This window comes from Sorangium sp. So ce362 (genome assembly GCF_051519845.1).
Classification (GTDB): Bacteria; Myxococcota_A; Polyangia; order Polyangiales; family Polyangiaceae; genus Sorangium.
Genome location: NZ_CP150332.1, coordinates 9,592,878 through 9,613,145 on the forward strand (window position 1 = coordinate 9,592,878; position 20,268 = coordinate 9,613,145).

The 20,268-nt window shown below is 71.2% G+C and carries 15 protein-coding genes; 11 read left to right on the forward strand and 4 right to left on the reverse strand.

Annotation, left to right across the window (positions count from 1 at the left end; genetic code table 11):
• Positions 1-597: 597 nt before the first annotated feature.
• The 8 genes from WMF17_RS36885 to nusB all read left to right on the forward strand — a co-directional run bounded on the left by WMF17_RS36885 (position 598) and on the right by nusB (position 9,905).
• Entirely contained in the window at positions 598-2,163 is a 1,566-nt protein-coding gene (locus WMF17_RS36885; protein WP_437645717.1) for an acyl-CoA carboxylase subunit beta, read from the forward strand.
• A 320-nt stretch (positions 2,164-2,483) separates the two neighbouring features.
• Positions 2,484-3,032 (forward strand): hypothetical protein, encoded by a 549-nt coding sequence (locus tag WMF17_RS36890; RefSeq protein WP_437598066.1) that lies wholly within the window; start codon positions 2,484-2,486, stop codon positions 3,030-3,032.
• 799 nt (positions 3,033-3,831) lie between these two features.
• Complete coding sequence (locus WMF17_RS36895) at positions 3,832-6,498, forward strand: Rne/Rng family ribonuclease (protein ID WP_437645718.1); 2,667 nt, start codon at positions 3,832-3,834, stop codon at positions 6,496-6,498.
• Between the two features lie 6 nt (positions 6,499-6,504).
• Positions 6,505-6,867 (forward strand): PilZ domain-containing protein, encoded by a 363-nt coding sequence (locus WMF17_RS36900; protein WP_437598068.1) that lies wholly within the window; start codon positions 6,505-6,507, stop codon positions 6,865-6,867.
• Between the two features lie 17 nt (positions 6,868-6,884).
• Positions 6,885-7,628, forward strand: coding sequence for a riboflavin synthase (locus WMF17_RS36905; RefSeq protein WP_437598069.1), 744 nt, complete (start codon positions 6,885-6,887; stop codon positions 7,626-7,628).
• On the forward strand, positions 7,573-8,853 hold the full coding sequence (ribB, locus tag WMF17_RS36910) for a 3,4-dihydroxy-2-butanone-4-phosphate synthase (RefSeq protein WP_437645720.1): 1,281 nt from the start codon (positions 7,573-7,575) through the stop codon (positions 8,851-8,853). Before WMF17_RS36905 ends, ribB begins: the two co-directional genes overlap by 56 nt.
• A 103-nt stretch (positions 8,854-8,956) precedes the next feature.
• Positions 8,957-9,466 carry a 6,7-dimethyl-8-ribityllumazine synthase gene (ribH, locus tag WMF17_RS36915; protein ID WP_437598070.1) on the forward strand — a complete coding sequence of 170 codons (510 nt, stop codon included), beginning with the start codon at positions 8,957-8,959 and terminating at the stop codon, positions 9,464-9,466.
• A 16-nt stretch (positions 9,467-9,482) separates the two neighbouring features.
• Positions 9,483-9,905: a transcription antitermination factor NusB gene (gene nusB, locus WMF17_RS36920; protein WP_437575709.1), complete on the forward strand. Its 423-nt coding sequence runs from the start codon at positions 9,483-9,485 to the stop codon at positions 9,903-9,905.
• A 19-nt stretch (positions 9,906-9,924) separates the two neighbouring features.
• On the opposite strand, the gene WMF17_RS36925 is transcribed toward nusB, so the two are convergent.
• The 4 genes from WMF17_RS36925 to WMF17_RS36940 form a co-directional block, all read right to left on the reverse strand.
• Positions 9,925-12,387, reverse strand: coding sequence for an endonuclease MutS2 (locus WMF17_RS36925; RefSeq protein ID WP_437598071.1), 2,463 nt, complete (start codon positions 12,385-12,387; stop codon positions 9,925-9,927).
• A complete protein-coding gene (locus WMF17_RS36930) occupies positions 12,387-14,333 on the reverse strand; it encodes a sigma 54-interacting transcriptional regulator (protein WP_437645722.1) in 1,947 nt (648 codons plus the stop codon). Before WMF17_RS36930 ends, WMF17_RS36925 begins: the two co-directional genes overlap by 1 nt.
• Positions 14,334-14,383: 50 nt before the next feature.
• Positions 14,384-15,448 carry a hypothetical protein gene (locus WMF17_RS36935; protein ID WP_437645724.1) on the reverse strand — a complete coding sequence of 355 codons (1,065 nt, stop codon included), beginning with the start codon at positions 15,446-15,448 and terminating at the stop codon, positions 14,384-14,386.
• 83 nt (positions 15,449-15,531) lie between these two features.
• Positions 15,532-16,530: an NAD(P)H-dependent glycerol-3-phosphate dehydrogenase gene (locus WMF17_RS36940; RefSeq protein WP_437645726.1), complete on the reverse strand. Its 999-nt coding sequence runs from the start codon at positions 16,528-16,530 to the stop codon at positions 15,532-15,534.
• Between the two features lie 109 nt (positions 16,531-16,639).
• On the opposite strand from WMF17_RS36940, the gene WMF17_RS36945 reads away from it, so the two are divergent.
• From WMF17_RS36945 to WMF17_RS36955, 3 genes are all read left to right on the forward strand, one after another.
• The gene (locus WMF17_RS36945) at positions 16,640-17,713 is read left to right on the forward strand and encodes a hypothetical protein (protein WP_437645728.1); all 1,074 of its coding nucleotides are present in this window, start codon (positions 16,640-16,642) and stop codon (positions 17,711-17,713) included.
• Between the two features lie 201 nt (positions 17,714-17,914).
• Positions 17,915-19,369: a signal peptidase I gene (gene lepB, locus WMF17_RS36950; RefSeq protein WP_437645729.1), complete on the forward strand. Its 1,455-nt coding sequence runs from the start codon at positions 17,915-17,917 to the stop codon at positions 19,367-19,369.
• Positions 19,370-19,483: 114 nt separating this feature from the next.
• Positions 19,484-20,137 (forward strand): hypothetical protein, encoded by a 654-nt coding sequence (locus tag WMF17_RS36955; protein ID WP_437598077.1) that lies wholly within the window; start codon positions 19,484-19,486, stop codon positions 20,135-20,137.
• Positions 20,138-20,268 lie beyond the last annotated feature (131 nt).

Consider the following 20,268-nt stretch of genomic DNA (forward strand, 5'->3'; position numbering starts at 1 on the left):
TCTCACCCTGCGACGCGAGGCGGAAGGCCACGCTGGAACCGCTGAGCGCAAGGCGACGCAAGCTACGAGGGCGTAGCGCTCCCGCAACGGAGCCAGGGGTGCCGGTGCCGCGGTTCCGTGCGCATCCGACGAGGCGCCGCACGTCAGCTGCCGTGGCAGGCGACCGCGCTGCTGCCGCACCGGCCCGAGCTGCCCCGTTGGAAGTCGCGACGCGGCAGGGCCATGGCGGCGATGGCAGCCCCTGCGCCCCGGTCCCCAGAGACTCTACGTGTCGGAAATTCCTGCATTTCCCAGCGACAAATGAGCGCTGCCCAGGTTACGTGGTGTCCCCTCGCCTGTGCAAGAAAGTAGGGGGCGGTCCTCCAGTGCCCGGTCATTTTTCGTCGCATGTACCCGCGCGTCTCACCTTTCGTGCGTCCGACTCGTTTCCGCCTACCTCGTCAGGTGTCGTCGCTGTCGTGTACCAGCGGGTGGGTCCGTCGCCCCGTCGCGCCGGCACAGGGTTTCGCCGTCGCGCCGACCTGCCGCGCCGGCCCCTCCGTCGGGCACGACGGGGTTTTCGATCCCCGTGGGGGTCCATGGTAGGTACGGCGCGGCATGGCTGATCCGACGGCCCTGATGCCTCCGGCGCTCGCTCGCCTCGACGAGATGAACCGCCGCGCGCTCGACGGGGGCGGGAAAGATCGCATCGCCAGGCAGCACGAGGCCGGCAAGCTCTCCGCGCGGGAACGCATCGACCTGCTCCTCGATCCGGGCTCGTTCGTCGAGATCGACCGGTTCGTGGTCCACCGGTGCGCCGACTTCGGCATGGACCAGCAGAAGGTCCTCGGCGACGGCGTCGTGACCGGCTGGGGCCTCATCGACGGGCGCAAGGTCGTGGTGTTCGCGCAGGACTTCACCGTGATCGACGGCTCGCTCTCCGGCGCGTACGCCTCGAAGATCTGCAAGGTGATGGACCTCGCGATGAGGGTGGGCGCCCCCGTCGTCGGGCTGAACGACTCGGGCGGCGCGCGGATCCAGGAGGGGGTGGAGTCGCTCGCCGGTTACGCCGACATCTTCCTCCGCAACACGCTCGCGAGCGGGGTCGTCCCCCAGGTCAGCGCGATCCTCGGGCCGTGCGCGGGCGGCGCCGTCTACTCGCCCGCCATCACCGACGTCATCCTGATGACCGAGCGGACGAGCTACATGTTCGTCAACGGCCCCGAGGTCATCAAGACGGTGACCCACGAGGACGTCACCAAGGAAGACCTGGGCGGCGCCGCTGCTCACGCCGCCAGGAGCGGCATCTGCCACCTCACCGCCCCCGACGACCGGGCGGTGCTCGCGCAGGTCCGCGAGCTGCTCTCGTTCCTGCCCTCCAACAACACCGAGGCTCCGCCGCGCCGCGGCGCGGTCGATCCGGTCGACCGGGAGGTGCTGGAGCTCGACACGATGCTCCCCATCGAGCCGTCCGGGCCGTACGACGTCAAGCGGCTCGTCCGCGCCGTGGTCGACGACGGTTGCTTCCTCGAGATCCACGCGCGCTACGCGCAGAACATCGTGGTCGGGTTCGCCCGGATCGGCGGCGCGCCCATCGGGGTAATCGCGAACCAGCCCCAGGTGCTCGCCGGCTGCCTGGACATCAAGGCCAGCATCAAGGCGGCGCGCTTCGTCCGGTTGTGCGACTGCTTCAATGTCCCGCTCGTCACGCTCGTGGACGTCCCGGGCTTCCTCCCGGGGCTCGACCAGGAATATGGCGGGATCATCGCTCACGGAGCGAAGCTGCTCTATGCGTTCGCCGAGGCGACGGTGCCCAAGATCACGGTGATCACCCGCAAGGCTTACGGCGGCGCCTACGACGTCATGGCGTCCAAGCACATCCGGGCCGATTACAACCTCGCCTTCCCGACGGCCGAGATCGCGCTCATGGGCCCGGAAGGCGCGGTGAGCATCGTCTACGGCAAGGAGATCCAGCAGGCGACGGACCCGGACGTCGCCCGCGCACGCTTCGTCCAGGACTACAAGACGAAATTCGCCAGCCCGTACAGGGCGGCCGAGCTCGGCTTCATAGACGAGGTGATCTACCCCCGCATGCTCCGCATTCGACTGGCCCAAGCCCTCGACCTCCTGCGCGGCAAGCGCGACAAGAATCCATCGAAGAAGCACGGAAACATCCCGCTTTAGTAGAATTTTCGAACAGCTCGGGCCCCACGAGAGCCCCGCTCAGCGACAGTTCAGCCCCCAAAACCGCATAGAACGCCTGGGAAGGAGGGAGCCGGATCGAGCGACGCCGTTGCGCGGCCGATCCCAAGCGTGTAAAAACAACTTGCGTGGCTGTTTTTCTTTGCTCTCCACGCGCGATGCTTCTCTCTGACCAACGATCTGCACAAGCGCACCCGGGGGCCGGCTGCATGAAGACGGGTGGTTTGGCGGGCATACCGAGCGTTGGGGCGTCGCCGAGTATACGAATGAGGGGTCGGTTGGGTTCTGTGGAGGTATTGAGCATGAAATCTTGGGTATTCGCTGCGTTTTTGATTTCCGGTTGCGCCCTCGTGGCGTGCGGTGACGACAGCACCGCCTCGCCGACCAGCGGCAGCGGCAGCGGCAGCGGAGGCTCCGGCGCCAGCAGCGGCTCCGGCGGCAACGGCGGCAACGGCGGCAATGGCGGTAACGGCGGCGAAGGCGGCAACGGCGGTTCGGGCGGCGAAGCAGGCGCGAGCACCACGAGCTCTTCCTCGACGGGGATCCCGACCTGTGATGACATGACGGACACTTGCGGCCGCAACAACAATTCGGGCTGCTACCTGTGCGCCGCCGATGGGGCATGCAAGGAGTTCATTGACGCCTGCCTGGATGACAAGACGGGCTGTCTTGCCCTGGCGCAATGCATCGATCGCTGCGACAACAAGGAAGATCCGGCCGCGTGCGTCGAAGAGTGCCGCACGGCGAACGAGGCCGTGGTGGAGGCCTACGATGCCATCACCAAGTGCACTGTCTGTGAGCAGTGCGCTCAAAACTGCGATGCATCCGAAGAGCCGCTGTGCGCGATGTGAGGCGCTGACGAACAGCAGGTCATTCTCCGAAGGGGGCGTCCGATGGCCGCCCCCTTCGGCCCTTTGTACGCTCCCCGGCACGACCGCCATCGCCCGGGCTCCGCTGTAACTGCGCATTCACGAAGCACGCGCGCTCGGCGAGCGGCTCGCCAGCGCTGGCCGAGATCAGGCGCAGGAGGGCGGGCACCGGCGGCTGCTCGGGGCAGGACACGGCGGCAGCGTGCCAGCGGGGCCGCTGGGAGGGGTGCGGCCGGACGCCGAGCGAGCGCCGGCTGCTCGCCGCTGGGAGAACGCCGTCCCGGGTTGGCCTGCCCCGTCCCGGATTGGCCTGGCCCCGTCCCGGGTTGGGCACCGTCCCGGGTTGGGGCACCGTCCCGGGTTGGCCTGGCCCCGTCCCGGGTTGGGGCACCGTCCCGGGTTGGCCTGGCCCCGTCCCGGGTTGGGGCACCGTCCCGGGTTGGCCTGGCCCCGTCCCGGGTTGAGGCCCCGTCCCGGCTTGGGCCCCCTCCCGGGTTGGACGCTTGCTCCCCGGTGGCGGGCGCCGGCACGCGGTCCAGCGCCCCCCGGCCAGGGTGGGTCCAGTGCCAGACGCCGCCGTCGCTCGGGGCCGGCAGCAGGCGCCGCCGTTCCTCGGGACGGAGCGGCGAATACGCGAGGTAGCTCACGTACTGGCGACCGGCCTGCCTCGGCGATCTCCGTCCCCACGCCCTCAATCGCGCAGCGCGCTCCGGGTTGCGCCTTCATGGCCCGGGCAACCCGTGGTAACGCTTGGCGGCGCCGCCGATGTGCGGCATCCGACATGGGAAAGAACCTTCTCGTCATCAATGTGGACATCCGCGAGACACGCGTCGCGCTGATCGAAAATGGGATCATCGCCGAGCTGCATCTCGAGCGGGAGAGCTCCAAGGGGACGCTCGGAAACATCTACCTCGGCAAGGTCAGCCGCGTTTTGCCCGGAATGCAGGCCGCGTTCATCGACGTGGGGCTCGAGCGAGCCGCCTTCCTGCACGTCGAGGACCTCATCCGGCCCGACGATTTCGAGGCATACCTGGCTGGTCACCGCCGTCCCGCCGAGGAGGAGCGCGCCTCCTCCCGCGGCCGCGCCGCGCGCGCCAGCGAGGCGCCCGGGCATGCAGAAACAGAAAGCGAGGCGCACGAGCTAACCGGCGCAGAGACCGCGCCCGAGGGCACCGACGCGGCAGCCGAACACCACGAGCCCCAGGAGGGGGCGGATTTCGGGACCGAAGAAGGGTTCGAGGCCGAAGGCCCGCTCGCGGCGGACAGCCCGCTCGACGAGGCGAGCGACGTGCCGATCGAGCTGCCCACGGCGCTCGACGTGCTCGGAAGCCCTTCCGGACAGGCGTTCACCGGCGTGGGCTCGATGGTGACCCTCGACGAGGCCGACGACGAGCCGGAGATCGACGGCGGACACGTGGACGACGACGACGACGAAGAGCTGGTCGCGCCAGGCGGCAGCAGCGACGTCGACGAGGGCGGCCCGGAGGACTCGGGCCCCGACGAAGCGGAGGCGGAGGACGACGACGAGCTCGACACGCCCGCCTACGACGTCGAGCCCGCCTCCCCTCCGCCGGAGGATGCCGCCGACGTGTGGAGCGCAGACGCTGAGCGCCCGGAGGCGCGCAGCGACGCCGCGGACAGCGGGGAGACAGAACCGGTAGCAGCGAGGGCATCGGACGAGCCCGTCGCGCATGCCGCCGGCGAGTGGCCGGCCAGGCAGGAGGCGAACGCGTCGCCGGCCGCCGAGGGCGCCGTCGCGGCAACCGCGCCGGGTGATGAGGTGCCGCCGGCAGCGCGTGCGCGCAACGGGCGCACACGCGGACGGCGGGAGGCGCGCGTGCGCCGGTCAGGACGGACGCGCGACCGGCGCGCCAACCTGGAGGGCGCCAGCGGCTCGCCCGAGGGGGTGGTCGCCACGGAAGCGCGCGAGGCGCCGCGCGAGGGGCGCGAGCCGCCGCGCGAGGGGCGCGAGCCGCCGCGCGAAGGGCGTGAGGGGCGCCAAGGGCGCGAGGCGCCGCGCGAGGGGCGCGAGGCGCCGCGCGAAGGGCGCGAGCCGCCGCGTGAAGGACGTGACCGGGGCGGGAAAGGGCAGCAGGGCGGACGCGAAGGGCGCGGGCGCGAGCAGCGGACGCGAGAGCGCGGACGCGAGCCGCCGCGGGACGGCAAGGGCAAGGGCGCCGCGCGCGGCCAGCAGAATGGGCGCAACTGGCAGAACGAGCCGCCGCGCATCTCGAAATCGACCCCGATCCGCGAGGTCGTCCGCGAGGGGCAGGAGGTCATCGTCCAGATCTCGAAGGAGCCCATCGGGACGAAGGGCGCCCGGGTCACGAGCCACATCTCGCTCCCCGGCCGCTATGTCGTGTACCTGCCGACGGTCGATCACATCGGGATCTCCAAGCGGATCGGCTCGGAGAAGGAGCGCTCCCGGCTGCGCGACGCCATCGAGGCGATGAAGCCGCCGCAGGGCGGGCTCATCGTGCGCACGCTCGCCGAAGGCCTCACGAAGAAGCAGCTCAAGGCCGACGTGGGCTACCTCGTGCGCCTCTGGGGCGAGGTGGCGAAGAAGCGCGAGAGCGACGTGAGGGCACCGGCGGTGCTCTACACCGAGCTCGACCTCGTGCTGAAGACCGCACGCGACCTCTTCACCGACGACATCGAGAAGATCGTGATCGACGATCGCGATGAGTACATCCGCCTGCGGCGCTTCGTCGAGATGTTCATGCCCGAGCGCGCCGACGCGGTGGAGCTCTACGAGGGCACCGAGCCGATCTTCGACGCGTACGGGATCGAGGACGAGATCCAGCGCGCGCTGTCGCGGAAGGTCCCGCTCCCGTCGGGGGGGCACCTGATCATCGATCAGGCCGAGGCGCTCACCGCGATCGACGTGAACACGGGGCGGTTCGTCGGCAAGGGGTCGAAGGATCTCGAGGAGACGATCCTGACCACGAACATGGAGGCGGTCGAGGAGATCGCCTATCAGCTCCGGTTCCGCAACATCGGCGGGCTGATCATCCTCGACCTCATCGACATGGAGCGCACCCAGAACCGGGAGAAGGTGCGGCGCCGCCTCGAGGAGCTGCTCTCCAAGGACAAGGCGAAGACCACGCTGAACCGGATCTCCGATCTGGGTCTCATCGAGATGACCCGGAAGCGGACGCGCGAGAGCCTCGGGCGGACGATCCTCGAGCCGTGCTTCTACTGCGACGGGACGGGCCAGCTGCAATCCAAGCAGACCGTCGCCTACGAGATCCTGAGGCAGATACGGCGCGAACGGATGAACCTGCCCGGCTACTCGGTCGTGGTCAACGCGCATCCGGCCGTGATCGACCTCCTGAAGAACGACGAGCGCATCGCCGTGCAAGAGGCGGAGCGGCTGTTCCAGCGCCGGATCGATCTCGTACCCCGGAAGGAGTACCACCTCGAGCAGTTCGATCTGCAAGGTAAGTAAGGCGCCATGGTGGACGATCAGGGTTCTCCGGAGAGCATCGACGCGAAGACGGGACGCAGGGAAGAGCGCGTCACCATCAACAAGGAGTTCGAGTCCTATGACGCGTTCATCAACGAGTACGTGACGAACATCTCGCGCACCGGCGTGTTCGTCCGATCGAAGACGCCGCTCGCCGTCGGGACGCAGGTGAACCTCCGGTTCACCGTGATCATGGACGACATCGAGACGATCGAGGGCGTCGGCGAGGTCGTGCGCGTGCACGACGATCCGCAGGGGATGGGCGTCGTCTTCACCGAGCTGTCGAGCTACTCGCAGGGGCTCATCGACAAGCTCCTGACCAGCCAGGGACACCGCACCTCGAAGGAATAGGCAGAGGGGCGTCGACGATGTTCACCGGGCTTGTCGAGACGATCGGGATCCTCCGCCGCCGGAGCGGCGGCGCCGTGGCCCGCGCGCTCGTCGAGACGAGCCTCGGGCCGCTGACGCTCGGCGAGTCCGTGAGCGTGAACGGCGCCTGCCTCACCGTCGATCGCATCGCGCCCGGCGGGTTCGAGTGCGATATGTCCTCCGAGACCCTCGGCCGCACGACGCTCGGCGCGCTGCAGATCGGCGCGCGGGTCCACCTCGAGCGGGCGACGCCGCTCGGCGCGCGCATGGGCGGGCACGTGGTGCTCGGCCACGTCGATGGGCTCGGCCGCGTCGTCGAGCAGTCGCGGGCCGGCGACGCGGTCCGCCTGAGGGTGAGCGCCCCGGACGAGCTCGCTCGTTTCCTCGCTCCCAAGGGCTCGATCGCCATCGACGGCGCGAGCCTCACGCTCAACGACGTGTCCACGCCAGGCTCCGCGGAGACCTGGTTCGACGTGATGCTGGTGCCGCACACCATCGGCCGGACTCTCCTCGGTGAGCTCCGCCCCGGCGCAGCCGTCAACCTTGAAGTTGACGTGCTCGCGCGCTACGTGGCGCGGACGCTCCAGGTCGCGTCGCTCGCCGGCCTGCAGAGCCTCTCGAGCAAGGATGCGCGCGATAGCAAGGCCTCTGCCGAGCGCGGCGAAGAGCGTGGAAATACGGGAGAGCATGCGGATCACGACGAACGACTCCTCGCAAAGCTGCGCGCGGGGGGATTCTGGTGAGGCGCTGTCCGCCTCGAGCGGCAAGCTCGGCCAGGACATGACGTCCGGCGGCCCGATGCCTCACCGGCTGACCATCGACAAGGCGGTCCTCGACCGCGTGAACACCGCGCTGGATCACATCCGCGCGGGCAAGATGGTCATCCTGGTCGACGACGAGGATCGCGAGAACGAGGGGGACCTCTGCATGGCGGCGGAGGCGGTGACCCCCGAGGCCATCAACTTCATGGCGATGCACGGGCGCGGCCTCATCTGCCTCGCCCTCGACGAGGAGCAGGTCGCGCGCCTCGAGCTGCCGATGATGTCGGCGCCGGGGCGGAGCGGGCCGCCGCTCGGCACCGCCTTCACCGTGAGCATCGAGGCGCGCTCCGGGGTGACGACGGGGATCAGCGCCGCCGATCGGGCGCACACGATCCGGGCCGCGATCGCGCGCGACGCCAAGCCGGAGGATCTCGTCACGCCGGGGCACGTCTTCCCGCTGAAGGCGCGCCGCGGGGGTGTGCTCGTGCGGACGGGGCAGACCGAGGGGTCCGTGGACCTCGCGCGGCTCGCCGAGCTGCGGCCGGCGGGCGTGATCTGCGAGATCATGAACGACGACGGCAGCATGGCCCGCATGCGGGACCTCGAGGTCTTCGCCGCGAGGCACGGCCTGCTGATCCTGACGGTGGCGGACCTCATCCAGTACCGGCTCCAGACCGAACGGCTGGTCCGCCGCGTGAGCGACCGGACGCTCCGGCTCGACCTCACGGGCACGGAGTGGACCGCGTACGTCTACGAGGTCATCAACGAGCAGCGGCAGTTCCTCGCGCTGACCAAGGGCGTGGTCGCGACGACGGAGCCCATCCTCTGCCGCGTGCACTCCGGCTCGACCATCGCGGATCTCTTCAGCTCGACGCCCTTCGACGGCGGCTCGAACCTGCGCGAGGCGCTCCTCGCGATCGAGGGCGCCGGCGTCGGGGTGGTCGTCTACATCCCGTCGCGAGGGGACCTGAGCCGCGAGCTGGAGCCGCTGAAGGGCCCGGGTCCCGACGAGAGCGCCCCCGTGGTGAGGACGCAGCAGCCGTCGACGCTGCGGGAGTTCGGCCTCGGCGCGCAGGTCCTGGCGGACCTCGGGGTGCACCAGATCCGGCTCCTCACGAACAGCCAGCCGAAGATCGTCGGGATCACCGGCTTCGGGCTCACCGTGACCGAGCGGGTGCCGCTCGTCTCGATGAAGGGCGACGCCTGACGCGCGCTGACGCGCTCGGGTCGCGCAGGTAGAAGGGGCGCTCGGATCAGGATCGCGAGCGCAGCGACCGCGCACCCCGCGCGGCAGGAGAGAGGAACGGCGGATGGCAGAGCAAGCGGTCGGGCAGGCACAGGCGAGGGTGATCGAAGGGAACCTGGTGGTCCCGCCGGGGGCGCGCTTCGCCGTCGTGGCGAGCCGCTTCAACCACTTCATCGTCGACCGCCTGGTCGAGGGCGCGCTCGACGCCATCGCGCGGCACGGCGGCTCCCTCGAGCGGACCTCCATCGTGCGCGTCCCGGGCGCGTGGGAGATGCCCACCATCGTGGGGAGGCTCGCGCACAAGAAGAGCGTCGACGCGATCGTCACCCTGGGCGCCGTGATCCGGGGCTCGACCCCGCATTTCGACTACGTGGCGGCCGAGGTCACGAAGGGGATCGCGACCGTCTCGCTCCAGACCGGGGTGCCGGTCACGTTCGGGGTCCTCACGACCGACTCGATCGAACAAGCGATCGAGCGGGCGGGCACAAAGCATGGCAATAAGGGGTGGGAGGCCGCCGTCAGCGCGATCGAGATGCTCGCGCTCGGCGCCGCGCTGGACGCAGCTGGCCTCTAGACGAAGGTTCTGAGAGATGGGTGCGCGTTCTACCGGCCGCGAGGCGGCCTTGCAGATGTTGTTTGCGTTGGAGGCCGGCGGAAACCCGGCGCCCCGCGTCGTCGCGACCTTCTGGCGCGAGACGCCCGGGGACCCGGAGGGGCGCGCCTACGCGGACGAGGTGGCGATCGGCGTCGCCAAGGACCTCGCGGCCGTGGACGAGGCGATCCGCAAGGCGAGCACGAACTGGCGCCTCGAGCGGATGGCGCGGGTCGATCGGAACGTGCTCCGGCTCGGCGCGTGGGAGCTCATGAACCACCCGGAGGTGCCGCGCGCGGTCATCCTCGACGAGGCGGTCGAGCTCGCCAAGCGCTACGGCAGCGAGGAGAGCGGCGCCTTCGTGAACGGCGTGCTCGACCGGGTCGCCGAGAACCTCGGCCGCGTCGACCGGGACCGCTGAGCGCCGCGGCGCGCGCGGCTCACCACTTCAGCCACGCGACCGTCACGCCGTCGCCGCCCTCGCCGGGGCCGCCCGGGCGGAGGCGCGCCACGTAGGGGCTCCCGCGCAGCGCCTCGCGGACGGCGTCGCGCAGGGCGCCCGTGCCGTGCCCGTGGACGAAGAACGTGACCCGGCGGCCCGCGCCGAGCGAGCGGTCGAGGAACTGCTCGGCCATCGCGACCGCCTCGTGCGCGCGCAGGCCGCGGAGATCCACGGTGTTGTCGGCCGTCTGGATCGGGACGTCGGGGTCCGCCGCCGCGTCCAGGTCGACGCGGCGCTGCTGCGGCGCCGCGGCCGCCGGCGGCGCCGCAGCAGCGCCGCGCAGCTCGGCGATCGAGGTCGTGAGCTTGAGCGCGCCGGCGGCGACCCGCAGCTGGCCGCCCGAGAGGACCTCGACCACCTCGGCCTCGGCCCGCAGGCGAGGCACGTAGACGCGGGTGCCGACGCGGACGGCCGCCGGATCGATCGCCGGCCGCGCCGGCGGCTCGTCCCTCGGGCGGAGCTCGAGCTCGCCGCCGATCGACGTCTTCTGTCCGACCGCATCCATGGCGCGCGCGGCCGCCCGCACGTCGTCCTCGGTGGGCTTGCCGCGCAGCCGCGACTGCGCCGCCTTGAGGTCCTCGCGCGCGCGCCGCAGGCTGGCGAGCAGCGCCTCTCCCTCGCGCGTGATCACGCCGCGCTCCTTCTCCCGGAGCCGCTCGATCTCCCCCTCCAGCTCCCGCCGCTTCGCGCGGGAGGCGCCCGCTTCCCGCTCGGCGTCCTCGCGCGCGAGCTCGAGCGCGCGGCGCTCGGCGGCGAGCTTCTCGACCATCTGCTCGAAGGTGACCGCCTCCTTCGTGAGGAAGCGCTCGGCCCGCTCGAGCACGGTGCCCGGGATCCCGAACTGCCGCGCGACGGCGAGCGCGCTCGAGGCGCCGGGCACGCCGACGACGAGCCGGAAGGTCGGGCTCATGGTGGCGAGATCGAAGCCGACCGAGGCGTTCTCGAAGCGCTGATCGCCCAGCGCGAGCGCCTTGAGGCCCTCGTAGTGCGTGGTGCAGGCGACGGTGCCGCCGCGCGCGCAGAGCGAGTCGAGCACGGCCGCGGCGAGCGCCTCGCCCTCGCGCGGATCGGTGCCGCCGGCGAGCTCGTCCAGCAGGACGAGGGCGCCGGGGCGCGTCTCGCCGAGGATCCGCCCGAGGTTCTTCACGTGGGCGCTGAAGGTCGACAGGTTCTTGTGGAGGTTCTGGTCGTCGCCGACGTCGGTCAGCACGACGTCGAAGAGCGCGACGCGGGAGCCGTCCCTCGCCGCGACCGGCAGGCCCGCGCGGACCATCAGCGCCGCGAGCCCGAGCGTCTTCAGGGCCACGGTCTTGCCGCCGGCGTTCGGCCCGGAGACGATCATCGCGCGACCCGTGCTCATCGAGAGATCGCTCGGGACCACCTTCACGCCGTCGAGCGCGAGGAGCGGATGGCGGCCACCGTTGAGGGCGATCGAGCTCGGCCGCGCCGCGGCCTCGGAGGCGCCGCGATCCACGGCGAACGCGCCCTCGGGGACCTCGGGGAAGGTGAGGTCGAGGTCGCGCGCGAGCCGCGCGGCGGCGGACCTCACGTCGGCGTGGGCCAGCGCGCGGGCGGCGGCCGCGACGCTCTCGATGTCCTCGGTCACGCGAGCGGTGAGCGCCGCGTAGATCGCCTGCTCCTCGCGCGCGACCTCGGCGTCGACCATCTTCATCCGGTTGCCCGTCTCGACGAGCACCCGGGGCTCGACGAACACGGTGGCGCCGCTCGCGCTGGTCGCGTGGACGATGCCAGGGAAGCGCTCGTGCGCGTCGGACCGCACCGGGAGCACGTAGCGCCCGTCGCGCTCGGTCCAGTAGCGGTCCTGGAGGATGTCCTCGTGCTTCTGGATGAGGTCCTCGAGGCGGCGGACGAGCCGATCGCGCACCGCGCGCCGCTCCGCGCGCAGCGCCTCCAGGCGGGGCGAGGCGCGATCCGAGAGCGTGCCGTCCGGATCGAAGGCCGCCGCGAGATCGCGCGCGACGGCGTCGAGCTCGGGGTTGGTCGCGCACGCCGCATAGAGCGCGGGCGCGATCTGACGCCGGCTCTGCAGGTACTGCCGCGCGGTGCGCGCGGCGTCGAGCAGGCCGAGCACGGCGCGGAGCTCCTCGTTCGCGAGCGACGCGCCGATGCGCGCGCGATCGAGCGCGTCCTCGAGCTCCGCGACGTCGCGCGCCGGGACCGGCTCCCCGGCCCGGGCGAGCTCGACCGCCTCGCGCACCTCCGCGAGCGTGGTGAGCGCCTCGGCGCGCGTCGACGCGAACGGCAGCGCCCGGGCGAGCCGCTTGCCGGCGCGCGACGCGCAGCGCTCGGCGAGCGCCTCGAGGATGCGGTCCCACTCCAGGTCGGCGCGGGTCTTGATCGGACAGGGATCTGCGAAGGGCCCCTCGGGGTTGTATTCCATCACGCTTCGGTCGGATCGCGGGCCACGCCGCCGGCCCCGCTCGGCATCGGGTTCTGCTCCTTCTCGAGGTAGCGGAAGATGGTGCGCGGGTCGACGCCGAGGTCGCGCGCCGTCTGCGTGCGGTTGCCGTTGTTCCGCTCGAGCGCCTCCAGCACGTACCGCCGCTGGAACTCCTCCTTGGCCTTCTCCAGCGGCATGACGGACGCCTCGGCGCCGGGGCCGAGATCGAGGTCCTCCACGGCGAGGAGCGCCTGATCGCAGAGGACCAGCGCCTTCTTGATGCGGTTCTCGAGCTGCCGGATGTTGCCCGGCCAGGAGTACTTCTTGATCGCGGCGAGCGCGGCGGGGCTGAAGCCGCGCACGGCGCTGCCGAGCTCGTCCGCGTACTTCGAGAGCAGGACCTTGGCGATGATCAGCACGTCGTCGCCGCGCTCACGGAGCGGCGGGAGCCACAGGTTCACGACGTTGAGCCGGTAGTAGAGATCCTCCCGGAAGTTGCCGGTGCGGATCTCCTCCTCGAGGTTCCGGTTTGTGGCGGCGACGATGCGGATGTCGACCTTCTCGGGCTTCGAGTCGCCGACGCGGAAGACGACCCGCTCCTGGAGGGCGCGGAGGAGCTTCACCTGGAGGTTCAGCGGGAGCTCGCCGATCTCGTCGAGGAACAGCGTGCCCTTGTCGGCGACCTGGAACTTGCCCGGGCGGCTGGCGATGGCGCCGGTGAAGGCGCCCCTCACGTGGCCGAAGAGCTCGCTCTCGATGAGGTTCTCGGGGATCGCGCCGCAGTTGATGGTGACGAAGGGGCCGCCCTCGCGCGGGCTGCGCCGGTGCAGCTCCTTCGCGATGAGCTCCTTCCCGGTCCCCGTCTCCCCCGTGATGAGCACGCTGATGTCGGTCGCCGCGACCTTCTGCAGCTTGCGGAACACCTCGAGCATCGACGGGCAGGCGCCGATGATCTCGCCGAACTTCTTGTCGTGCAGCTCGGCGACGAGCTTGGCCTTGTCGGCCCTGAGGGCGTTCAGGAGCATCGCGTTCTGGAGGATGAGCGAGGCCTGGGACGCGAAGATGCTGAGCAGATCGAGCTGGGCGCGATCGAAGAGGTGCTTGATCTTGTCGTTGCCGACGTAGAGCGCGCCGATGATCTGGCCCTGCGACAGGAGCGGCGCGCACATCACGCTGGAGAGCTTCATCGCGATGACGCTGTCGCTCCGGCCAAACTGGGTGTCGGCGAGCGCGTCGGAGACGATCACGGGGCGGCCCGAGGAGATGACCTGCCGCACGATGCTGTCCGAGATCCCCCCGGCCGCGTCGGTGATGGCCTCCTTGCGGATGTTGCGCGACGCGCGCACCGCGAGCTTGCGGTCGCCGCCCGCGGACGTCGCGGCCGGAGCGCCGCCGCGGACCGCCGAGTCGGCCGCCGCCTCCGCGCCCTCGAGGAGCAACAGGAAGCCCTTGTCGGCGTGGCTCAGCTCGATGACGTCGTCGAGCATCGCCTCGAGGAGCTCGTCGACGCTGCGCCGGTTGATGAGCTTCTCGCTGAACGCGAACAGCTTGCGGACGCCCGCGAGCTCCGACGAGCCCTGCGGCGCCGCGGGCCGCTCCGCCTCGCCGTCGCACGCCGGGAGCCGCTCCTGGACGGTGGGCGCCTCGGCGAACATCGAGAACCCGACCTCCACCGCGCCGAGCTGGAGCCGGTCGCCGTGCACCAGCCGGGCGCGCCGCTTCTTCTTGCCGTTGATCGCGATCTCGCCGTCGCGCTCGCACTCCTCGACCACGAAATCACGCCCGTCGAACACGATCTGCGCGTGATGATCCAGCACCCCCGCCCCCGCGACCGCGACGTCGTTTCCGAGCGCCTTGCCGAGCGTCGTGACCGGCTTGTGGACGCTGTACAGGCGTGGCGCGCCCTCGGAGGCGAAATACTTCAGGGTCGGCATCGAGAGCAGCATAGCAGGCGTGCCGCGGCCTCATGCAGCCGTGTTGGCCCGCACACCGCGGCTTACCAGAGCTCTCCGATGACGACCGCGCCCATGCCGCCTCGGTAAGGCACCATGCCGCCGCCGAGCACGCGCGCGAACGGGGGATCGCCGCGCTCCTCCTGCGCGTCCAGGGCGACGTCGCCGCTCGGGTCCGGCCTCCCGAGGAACAAGGCGCCCGCCACGATGCCGAGGGTGCCCGCCGCGCCCTGGGCGATGAGGCCGCGGCGAGGGTCGTGATCGCTGCCGATGTACGCGAAGTAGATGGGCAACGACACGACCGTGCCGATGCCGAGGCCGCCCCACATCCACGCGAGCTGGTTCCACGACGGCGTCCAGGCGATGGACAGGCCGACGGCGCCCGCGGTCGCGACGTTGAACCCGATCAGGCCGCCGAGCGAGATGCTGTCGTTCGACTCGCTCCATCCGCCGTTGCTGGCGGCGGCCCCGAACTCGCTGCCGATGAGGGAGCCCCACACCGCGCCCGAGGCGATGAGCATGTTGGTCTGCGGCTTGGGCCGGAGCAGATGGTAGAAACCCCAGCCCGCCGCGCCGCCGACGGTGGAGCCGATCACCTCGGAGGTGGCGAGCCCGAGGAACCCCCACTCCTTGCCCTTGCGCGCGCTGACGTGCTGGTAGGAGGCGATGCCGAGCCCCTCGCCCGCGCCGATCACCATGCCCGTGGCGATCGCGGAGGGCATGCCGCGCGGCATCGGCGGCGAGTCGAGGAAATAGACCCCGACCGGCGCCGCGACGCCGAGGAGCGCGGGCGCGATGAACTGCACGCCGGGATCGTCGATGCCGACGAGCGCGTCGAACCAGATGCCGGTCCCCATGCCGTAAGCCACGGACGTGGCGTAGAGATAGCCGACCTCGAGCGGCGTCGACTTGGGCAGGCTCTTCTTCTGCGGCGGCGCATAGGCGTAGCCGCCGTACGGAGCGCCGTACTGGCCTCCGCCGTACTGGCCCCCGTACGAGCCGCCCTGCTGGCCACCGTAGGGCGGCGCTCCGTACTGGGCAGCGGCCGTCCAGCTGACGCTCGACACGAGGAGCGCGGAGAGGAGACTCACGAGAGGTCGCGTGTGCATCGCGCCGCCACTTTACACGCTCGCGCAAGGCGAGGCGCGCGGGCCGCGCGAGAAAGCGCCTTCCCGCGAGCCAGCCCCGCGCCTCACTCTTTCGTGAGGGCGCGCGTCATGAGGTCGACAACGGCCTGCGGCGGCGGCTTTCCCTCGTAGAGCATCCTGTACACCTCGACCGTGATCGGCGCGCTCACGCCCAGCTTGTTCGCGAGGTCGTACGCGCTCTTCGCCGTCTTCACCCCCTCGGCGACGTGGCCGAGCCCCTCGAGGATCTGCTCGAGCTTCCGTCCCCTGCCCATCTCGAGCCCGACGGTGCGGTTGCGCGACAGCTCGCCCGTGCACGTGAGCACCAGGTCGCCCATCCCGGAGAGCCCCGCCAGGGTGAGCGGGTTCGCCCCCTTCGCCGCCGCCATGCGGCCGATCTCCGCGAGGCCGCGCGTGATGAGCCCGGCGCGCGCGTTGTGGCCAAGGCCGAGGCCGTCGCAGATGCCGGCCGCGATGGCGACGACGTTCTTGAGGGCGCCGCCCACCTCGACGCCCACGACGTCATCGGACGAGTAGACCCGGAACCGATCTGTCGCGAGCATGCGCTGCACCGCGTGCGTCTCCGGCGGCCTCCTGCCTGCGACCACCACGGTGGTCGGCTGGCCGGCCGCGACCTCCCGCGCGAAGCTCGGGCCCGACAGGTACGAGAGCCGCGGCTCGGCCTCGCGCCCGAGCTCGTCGACGAGCACCTCGCTCATCAGCATCAGCGAGTCGTTCTCGATGCCCTTCGTCGCGCTGCAGACGAGCGCGCTCCGCGGGATGTGGGGCTCGGCCTCGCGGACCACCGCGCGCAGCGCGTGCGACGGCACGACAACGACGACGAGCTCCGCGCCGCGGAGCGCGCCCTCGAGGTCGCTCGTCGCGCGCAGGCTCGCGGGCAGCTCCACGCCCGGCAGGTACCGGGGGTTCTCGTGCTCACGGCCGATGCGCTCGGCGAGCTCCCCCTGGTGCGCCCAGAGCGCGGTGGGGTTGCCCTTGTCCGCCAGCAACTTCGCCAGCGCCGTCCCCCAGGCGCCGGCCCCGATCACTGCGACGTTCGCCATGGAGGCGACCCTACCATCACCCGCGCGCCCGGCCGAAAGCGACGTGCCCCGCCTGCGCGCTGTGCACGCGCGCCGCTCGATCCGCCGGTGTTTCGACTATGCTGCGCCCATGCTCTTCCGCACCGCCGCGCTGCGCGCGCTCGGCCTCGCGCTCTGCCTCTCCCTGCTCGGGACGGTGTGCGGCGCGTGCGGCCAGGGCGCGCTCGGCGTCATGCCGGGCATCGTGAACGATCCGGGGAACCTGTCGCTCCGCAGGGCGATCCTGTCCTTCGCGACGAGCCAGCTCTGCAGCGAGATGCGGAAGCGGAGCGTGCCGCTGCGCCTCCGCGACGAGGATCCGGTGACCGGCCGGTTCTACCCGGGCTCGTGCGTCGCCCAGGAGCTGGCGAACGGCCACCTCTTCCTCCAGTTCGGGGGCAGCGGCGTGGTCTGGACGAACCTGACGAAGCGCATGAGCTTCGATGCGAGCGCCGCCGTCGAGTACGATCACGACTTCCTGATGGATGGCGACACGATGTACGTGTACTTCCGTCAGCGATCGACCACGGCGGCGAGCTTCACGACCAAGCTCGTCGAGCAGCCCGCCGCGATCTCGCTCGGCGGCGTGTCGCTGGCCCAGGGCAGCGCGTACGCCAACGCGCTCGGCGCCCAGCTCGTGAAGACCGAGATCGCCCGGGGATTCACGGTCATCCGCGACGACGACGGCGCGGTGCAGTTCGGCCTCGGCATCATCGAGAAGGGGCAGCGGCCCCACGCTCCCTACGCGCGGCGCGAGAACGGCAGGCTGCTCCTGGCGAACGAGCGCACCGAGGTGCACCAGGACCAGCGCGACTACATCGGCCCGCTCGAGATCATGGACAGCGGCGAGGCCATGACGCTCACGGTCGCCGTCGACGGCGCGCCGGGCGTGGACGTGATCCTCGTGTCCCGGGGCACCGGGGAGCAGTGGCTCCAGGCGTACCTGACGCAGCCCGCGCCTCCACCGCTCTCTGCGGCGCCCCTGCTCGACGAGCCGGTGTACTCCGGCGCCCCCTGGCGGCGGACGGTGCCGCTGCCCGAGGGGCAGTACTACCTGGTCATCGACAACACGAACGCCGCGGGGCGGACGCAGCCGACGACATACGCCCGCGACGACCGGGCCGCCCTGGTGAGCTACGCCGTCGAGATCGGGGACGCGCCCTGACGAGGGCGACGGCGACGGTGACAACGACGGACCGCTCGTCGCCTGCCGCGCCTGCGCACTTGCCGCGGCGAGGGGCGGCGTATACATAAGCTCCCTCTTGCCGCCGCGCCCCGATGAATGCCGTCGCGCCCCGATGAACAACACCAGAGCGTACCGTCGGTCGCGGCCAATCGGCCCGCTAGCTCGGAGCTCAGACCCTCGATGAGGGGAAACGCTAGCTCGGAGCCCCGCGTCAGCGCGGCCAAGGCGACCGGAGGCGCGGACCCGCGCGGGACCGGCAGCGCTCCTCCGCCCGGAGGCAGGGACGGCCGGGTGCTGCGCTTCCTTTTCCACCTCGTGTGGATCTGCCTCGTGCCGTTCGCGCTCGCGGTCGCGAACGTCTGGCTGCTCACCCCGTCGTCCGAGAGCGGGAGCACCCAGCCGCTCCGCGTCTTCGTCGGCGAGCAGCAGATCCCGGCCGGCATCGTGCTCTTCACGATCTTCGCGATGATCTTCTGGCGGTTCCGCCACGAGCTGCCGTTCGCGTCGGCGATCGGCGTCGGCGGCCGCCGGGACATCCCGCCGAAGGCGCGCGCCCGCTTCGAGGACGCCGCGGCGCTCCTCGAGGAGGCCCACCGGATCCTGCGCACCCGCAAGCGCGACGTCGAGCGCGAGCTGACGAGCGGCGAGCGCGAGCAGGTGATGCAGGCGATCGCCGCCCTCGAGCGCACGATGAGCTCCGAGACGTTCGACGCCGACGAGTTCGACGCCGCCCACAGCCGCGCCGATCGCGCGGTCGGCGAGCACCTCGGCCGCTGGCGCAAGGGCGAGATGCGCGAGTACGCCGAGTCGATCGGCATCGCCGTCGCCGTGGCGCTCCTCCTGCGCGCCTTCGTCGTCGAGGCGTTCAAGATCCCGAGCGGCTCGATGATCCCGACCCTCATGGTCGGCGACCACATCTTCGTCAACAAGTTCACCTACGGCCCGCTCATCCCCTGGACCGACCAGCGCCTCTTCCCTCGCCTGCCGCCGACGCGCGGCGACGTGATGGTGTTCAAGTTCCCCGAGAACAAGGAGCAGGATTTCATCAAGCGGACGATCGCCGTCTCGGGCGACACGCTGGAGGCGATCAACGGCCGTCCCATCCTCAACGGCTGGCTCGTCCCCCACTGCCACGTCGGCCCGTTCCGCTACGAGGGCCGGCAGGCGGAGCTGTTCGTCGAGTTCCTCGGGGAGAAGTCGTACTTCACGCTCTACGACATGAACCCCGACGAGACGATGTGCGTGGCGAGCGACGACTGCACGCCGGGCTCCACGTGCCGGGGCGGCGTCTGCGGCATGCTCCAGGGCCCCTTCAAGGTGGCCGCCGACGAGGCGTGGGTGATGGGCGACAACCGCAACAACAGCCACGACTCGCGCAGCTGGCGCGGCGGGCTCGGCGCGGGCGTGCCGTTCGAGAACATCAAGGGGCGCGCGATGTTCGTGTGGATGAGCTTCGGTCCGGGCGGCGGCATCGCGCAGGATCGCCTCTTCGTGAACGTGATGGGTCGCCCGAAGCTCCCCGGCGCCCACGAGGCGACCCTGCAAGAAGGCCTCGACAAGTGCCTGCGCGAGCGGCCTCCCGTCTCCGAGACGACGCCGCCGCCGGCGCCCGCGCGCGTGCCATCCAAGCGCTGAGGCCACCGAGACGAGCGCGGGGGGGGAGCTGCGCTCCCCGCGAGGCTCGTGTACGGTGCCCCGGCCTCAGGCCAACGTAGCGATTCCCCCCGGCCCGAGGCGACGGAGGAGACGATGGCACGTGCGGTCGAGATGTGGAGCCTTGTGCTCGCGGGCAGCTTGCTCGCCGGAGCAGGGTGCAACAGGGAGGAGGCCTCGACGACGAGCGCAGCGACCTCGGCGGAGCCCTCGGCGCCCCCGGCGCCCCCCGCGGCGTCCGTCGCGGCGGACCCCATCGGGTACGTGGCCACCTACCCGACCATGGAGCCCCAGCCCGGGCGCCGGCGCCTGCTGGAGCAGTTCGCCGTGCACCCGTCGGCGGACGCCCAGTCGAAGGAGCTCGCGCGGCTCGACAGCGGCGCGCTCGTCGACCTCAAGGCGAGCTACCAGGACTGGATGCTCGTGGCCTTCCAGAGCGGGGGCCAGCCCACGCTCGGATGGATCGAGCTCAAGACGAACGACAGCCGCGCGACGACCGCGACGGACGCCGACGTCCACCAGGCGACGGCGACCCCTGCGCCCAGGACGGCCGATGCGGGCGCCCCCACCGGCGGGGCCACCGGCAGCGACGCGGGCACGACCGGCAGCGACGCAGGCGCGACCGGCACCGGCACGACCCCCGAGGCCGGGACGACCGGCGACGCAGGTGCGGCCGGCGACGCCACGACCCCCGACACGGGCGCGGCGGACGGCGGCACGGGTCGGCGCAGGATCGAGCTGAAGAAATAGGTAGAGCTGCTGAAGAAGTGAGCAGCCCGAGCGCAATTTTCTGATGGGCGCTCGCTTGTCCACGCGCCACGCTACATACCCCTGAGGCGCCCGAGCGCCAGCTGCGCGCCTCGGAGCCCTGAGACAGGAGC

Excerpts from the sequence above, each read along its gene's own strand:
- WMF17_RS36905 (WP_437598069.1), top strand. The coding sequence starts at position 6,885 with ATGTTCACCGGGCTTGTCGAGACGATCGGGATCCTCCGCCGCCGGAGC.
- nusB (WP_437575709.1), top strand. The coding sequence starts at position 9,483 with ATGGGTGCGCGTTCTACCGGCCGCGAGGCGGCCTTGCAGATGTTGTTT.
- WMF17_RS36885 (WP_437645717.1), top strand. The coding sequence starts at position 598 with ATGGCTGATCCGACGGCCCTGATGCCTCCGGCGCTCGCTCGCCTCGAC.
- ribH (WP_437598070.1), top strand. The coding sequence starts at position 8,957 with ATGGCAGAGCAAGCGGTCGGGCAGGCACAGGCGAGGGTGATCGAAGGG.
- WMF17_RS36925 (WP_437598071.1), bottom strand. The coding sequence starts at position 12,387 with ATGGAATACAACCCCGAGGGGCCCTTCGCAGATCCCTGTCCGATCAAG.
- WMF17_RS36955 (WP_437598077.1), top strand. The coding sequence starts at position 19,484 with ATGGCACGTGCGGTCGAGATGTGGAGCCTTGTGCTCGCGGGCAGCTTG.
- WMF17_RS36940 (WP_437645726.1), bottom strand. The coding sequence starts at position 16,530 with ATGGCGAACGTCGCAGTGATCGGGGCCGGCGCCTGGGGGACGGCGCTG.
- WMF17_RS36945 (WP_437645728.1), top strand. The coding sequence starts at position 16,640 with ATGCTCTTCCGCACCGCCGCGCTGCGCGCGCTCGGCCTCGCGCTCTGC.
- ribB (WP_437645720.1), top strand. The coding sequence starts at position 7,573 with ATGCGGATCACGACGAACGACTCCTCGCAAAGCTGCGCGCGGGGGGAT.
- WMF17_RS36900 (WP_437598068.1), top strand. The coding sequence starts at position 6,505 with ATGGTGGACGATCAGGGTTCTCCGGAGAGCATCGACGCGAAGACGGGA.
- WMF17_RS36895 (WP_437645718.1), top strand. The coding sequence starts at position 3,832 with ATGGGAAAGAACCTTCTCGTCATCAATGTGGACATCCGCGAGACACGC.
- WMF17_RS36890 (WP_437598066.1), top strand. The coding sequence starts at position 2,484 with ATGAAATCTTGGGTATTCGCTGCGTTTTTGATTTCCGGTTGCGCCCTC.
- WMF17_RS36935 (WP_437645724.1), bottom strand. The coding sequence starts at position 15,448 with ATGCACACGCGACCTCTCGTGAGTCTCCTCTCCGCGCTCCTCGTGTCG.
- lepB (WP_437645729.1), top strand. The coding sequence starts at position 17,915 with ATGAGGGGAAACGCTAGCTCGGAGCCCCGCGTCAGCGCGGCCAAGGCG.
- WMF17_RS36930 (WP_437645722.1), bottom strand. The coding sequence starts at position 14,333 with ATGCTGCTCTCGATGCCGACCCTGAAGTATTTCGCCTCCGAGGGCGCG.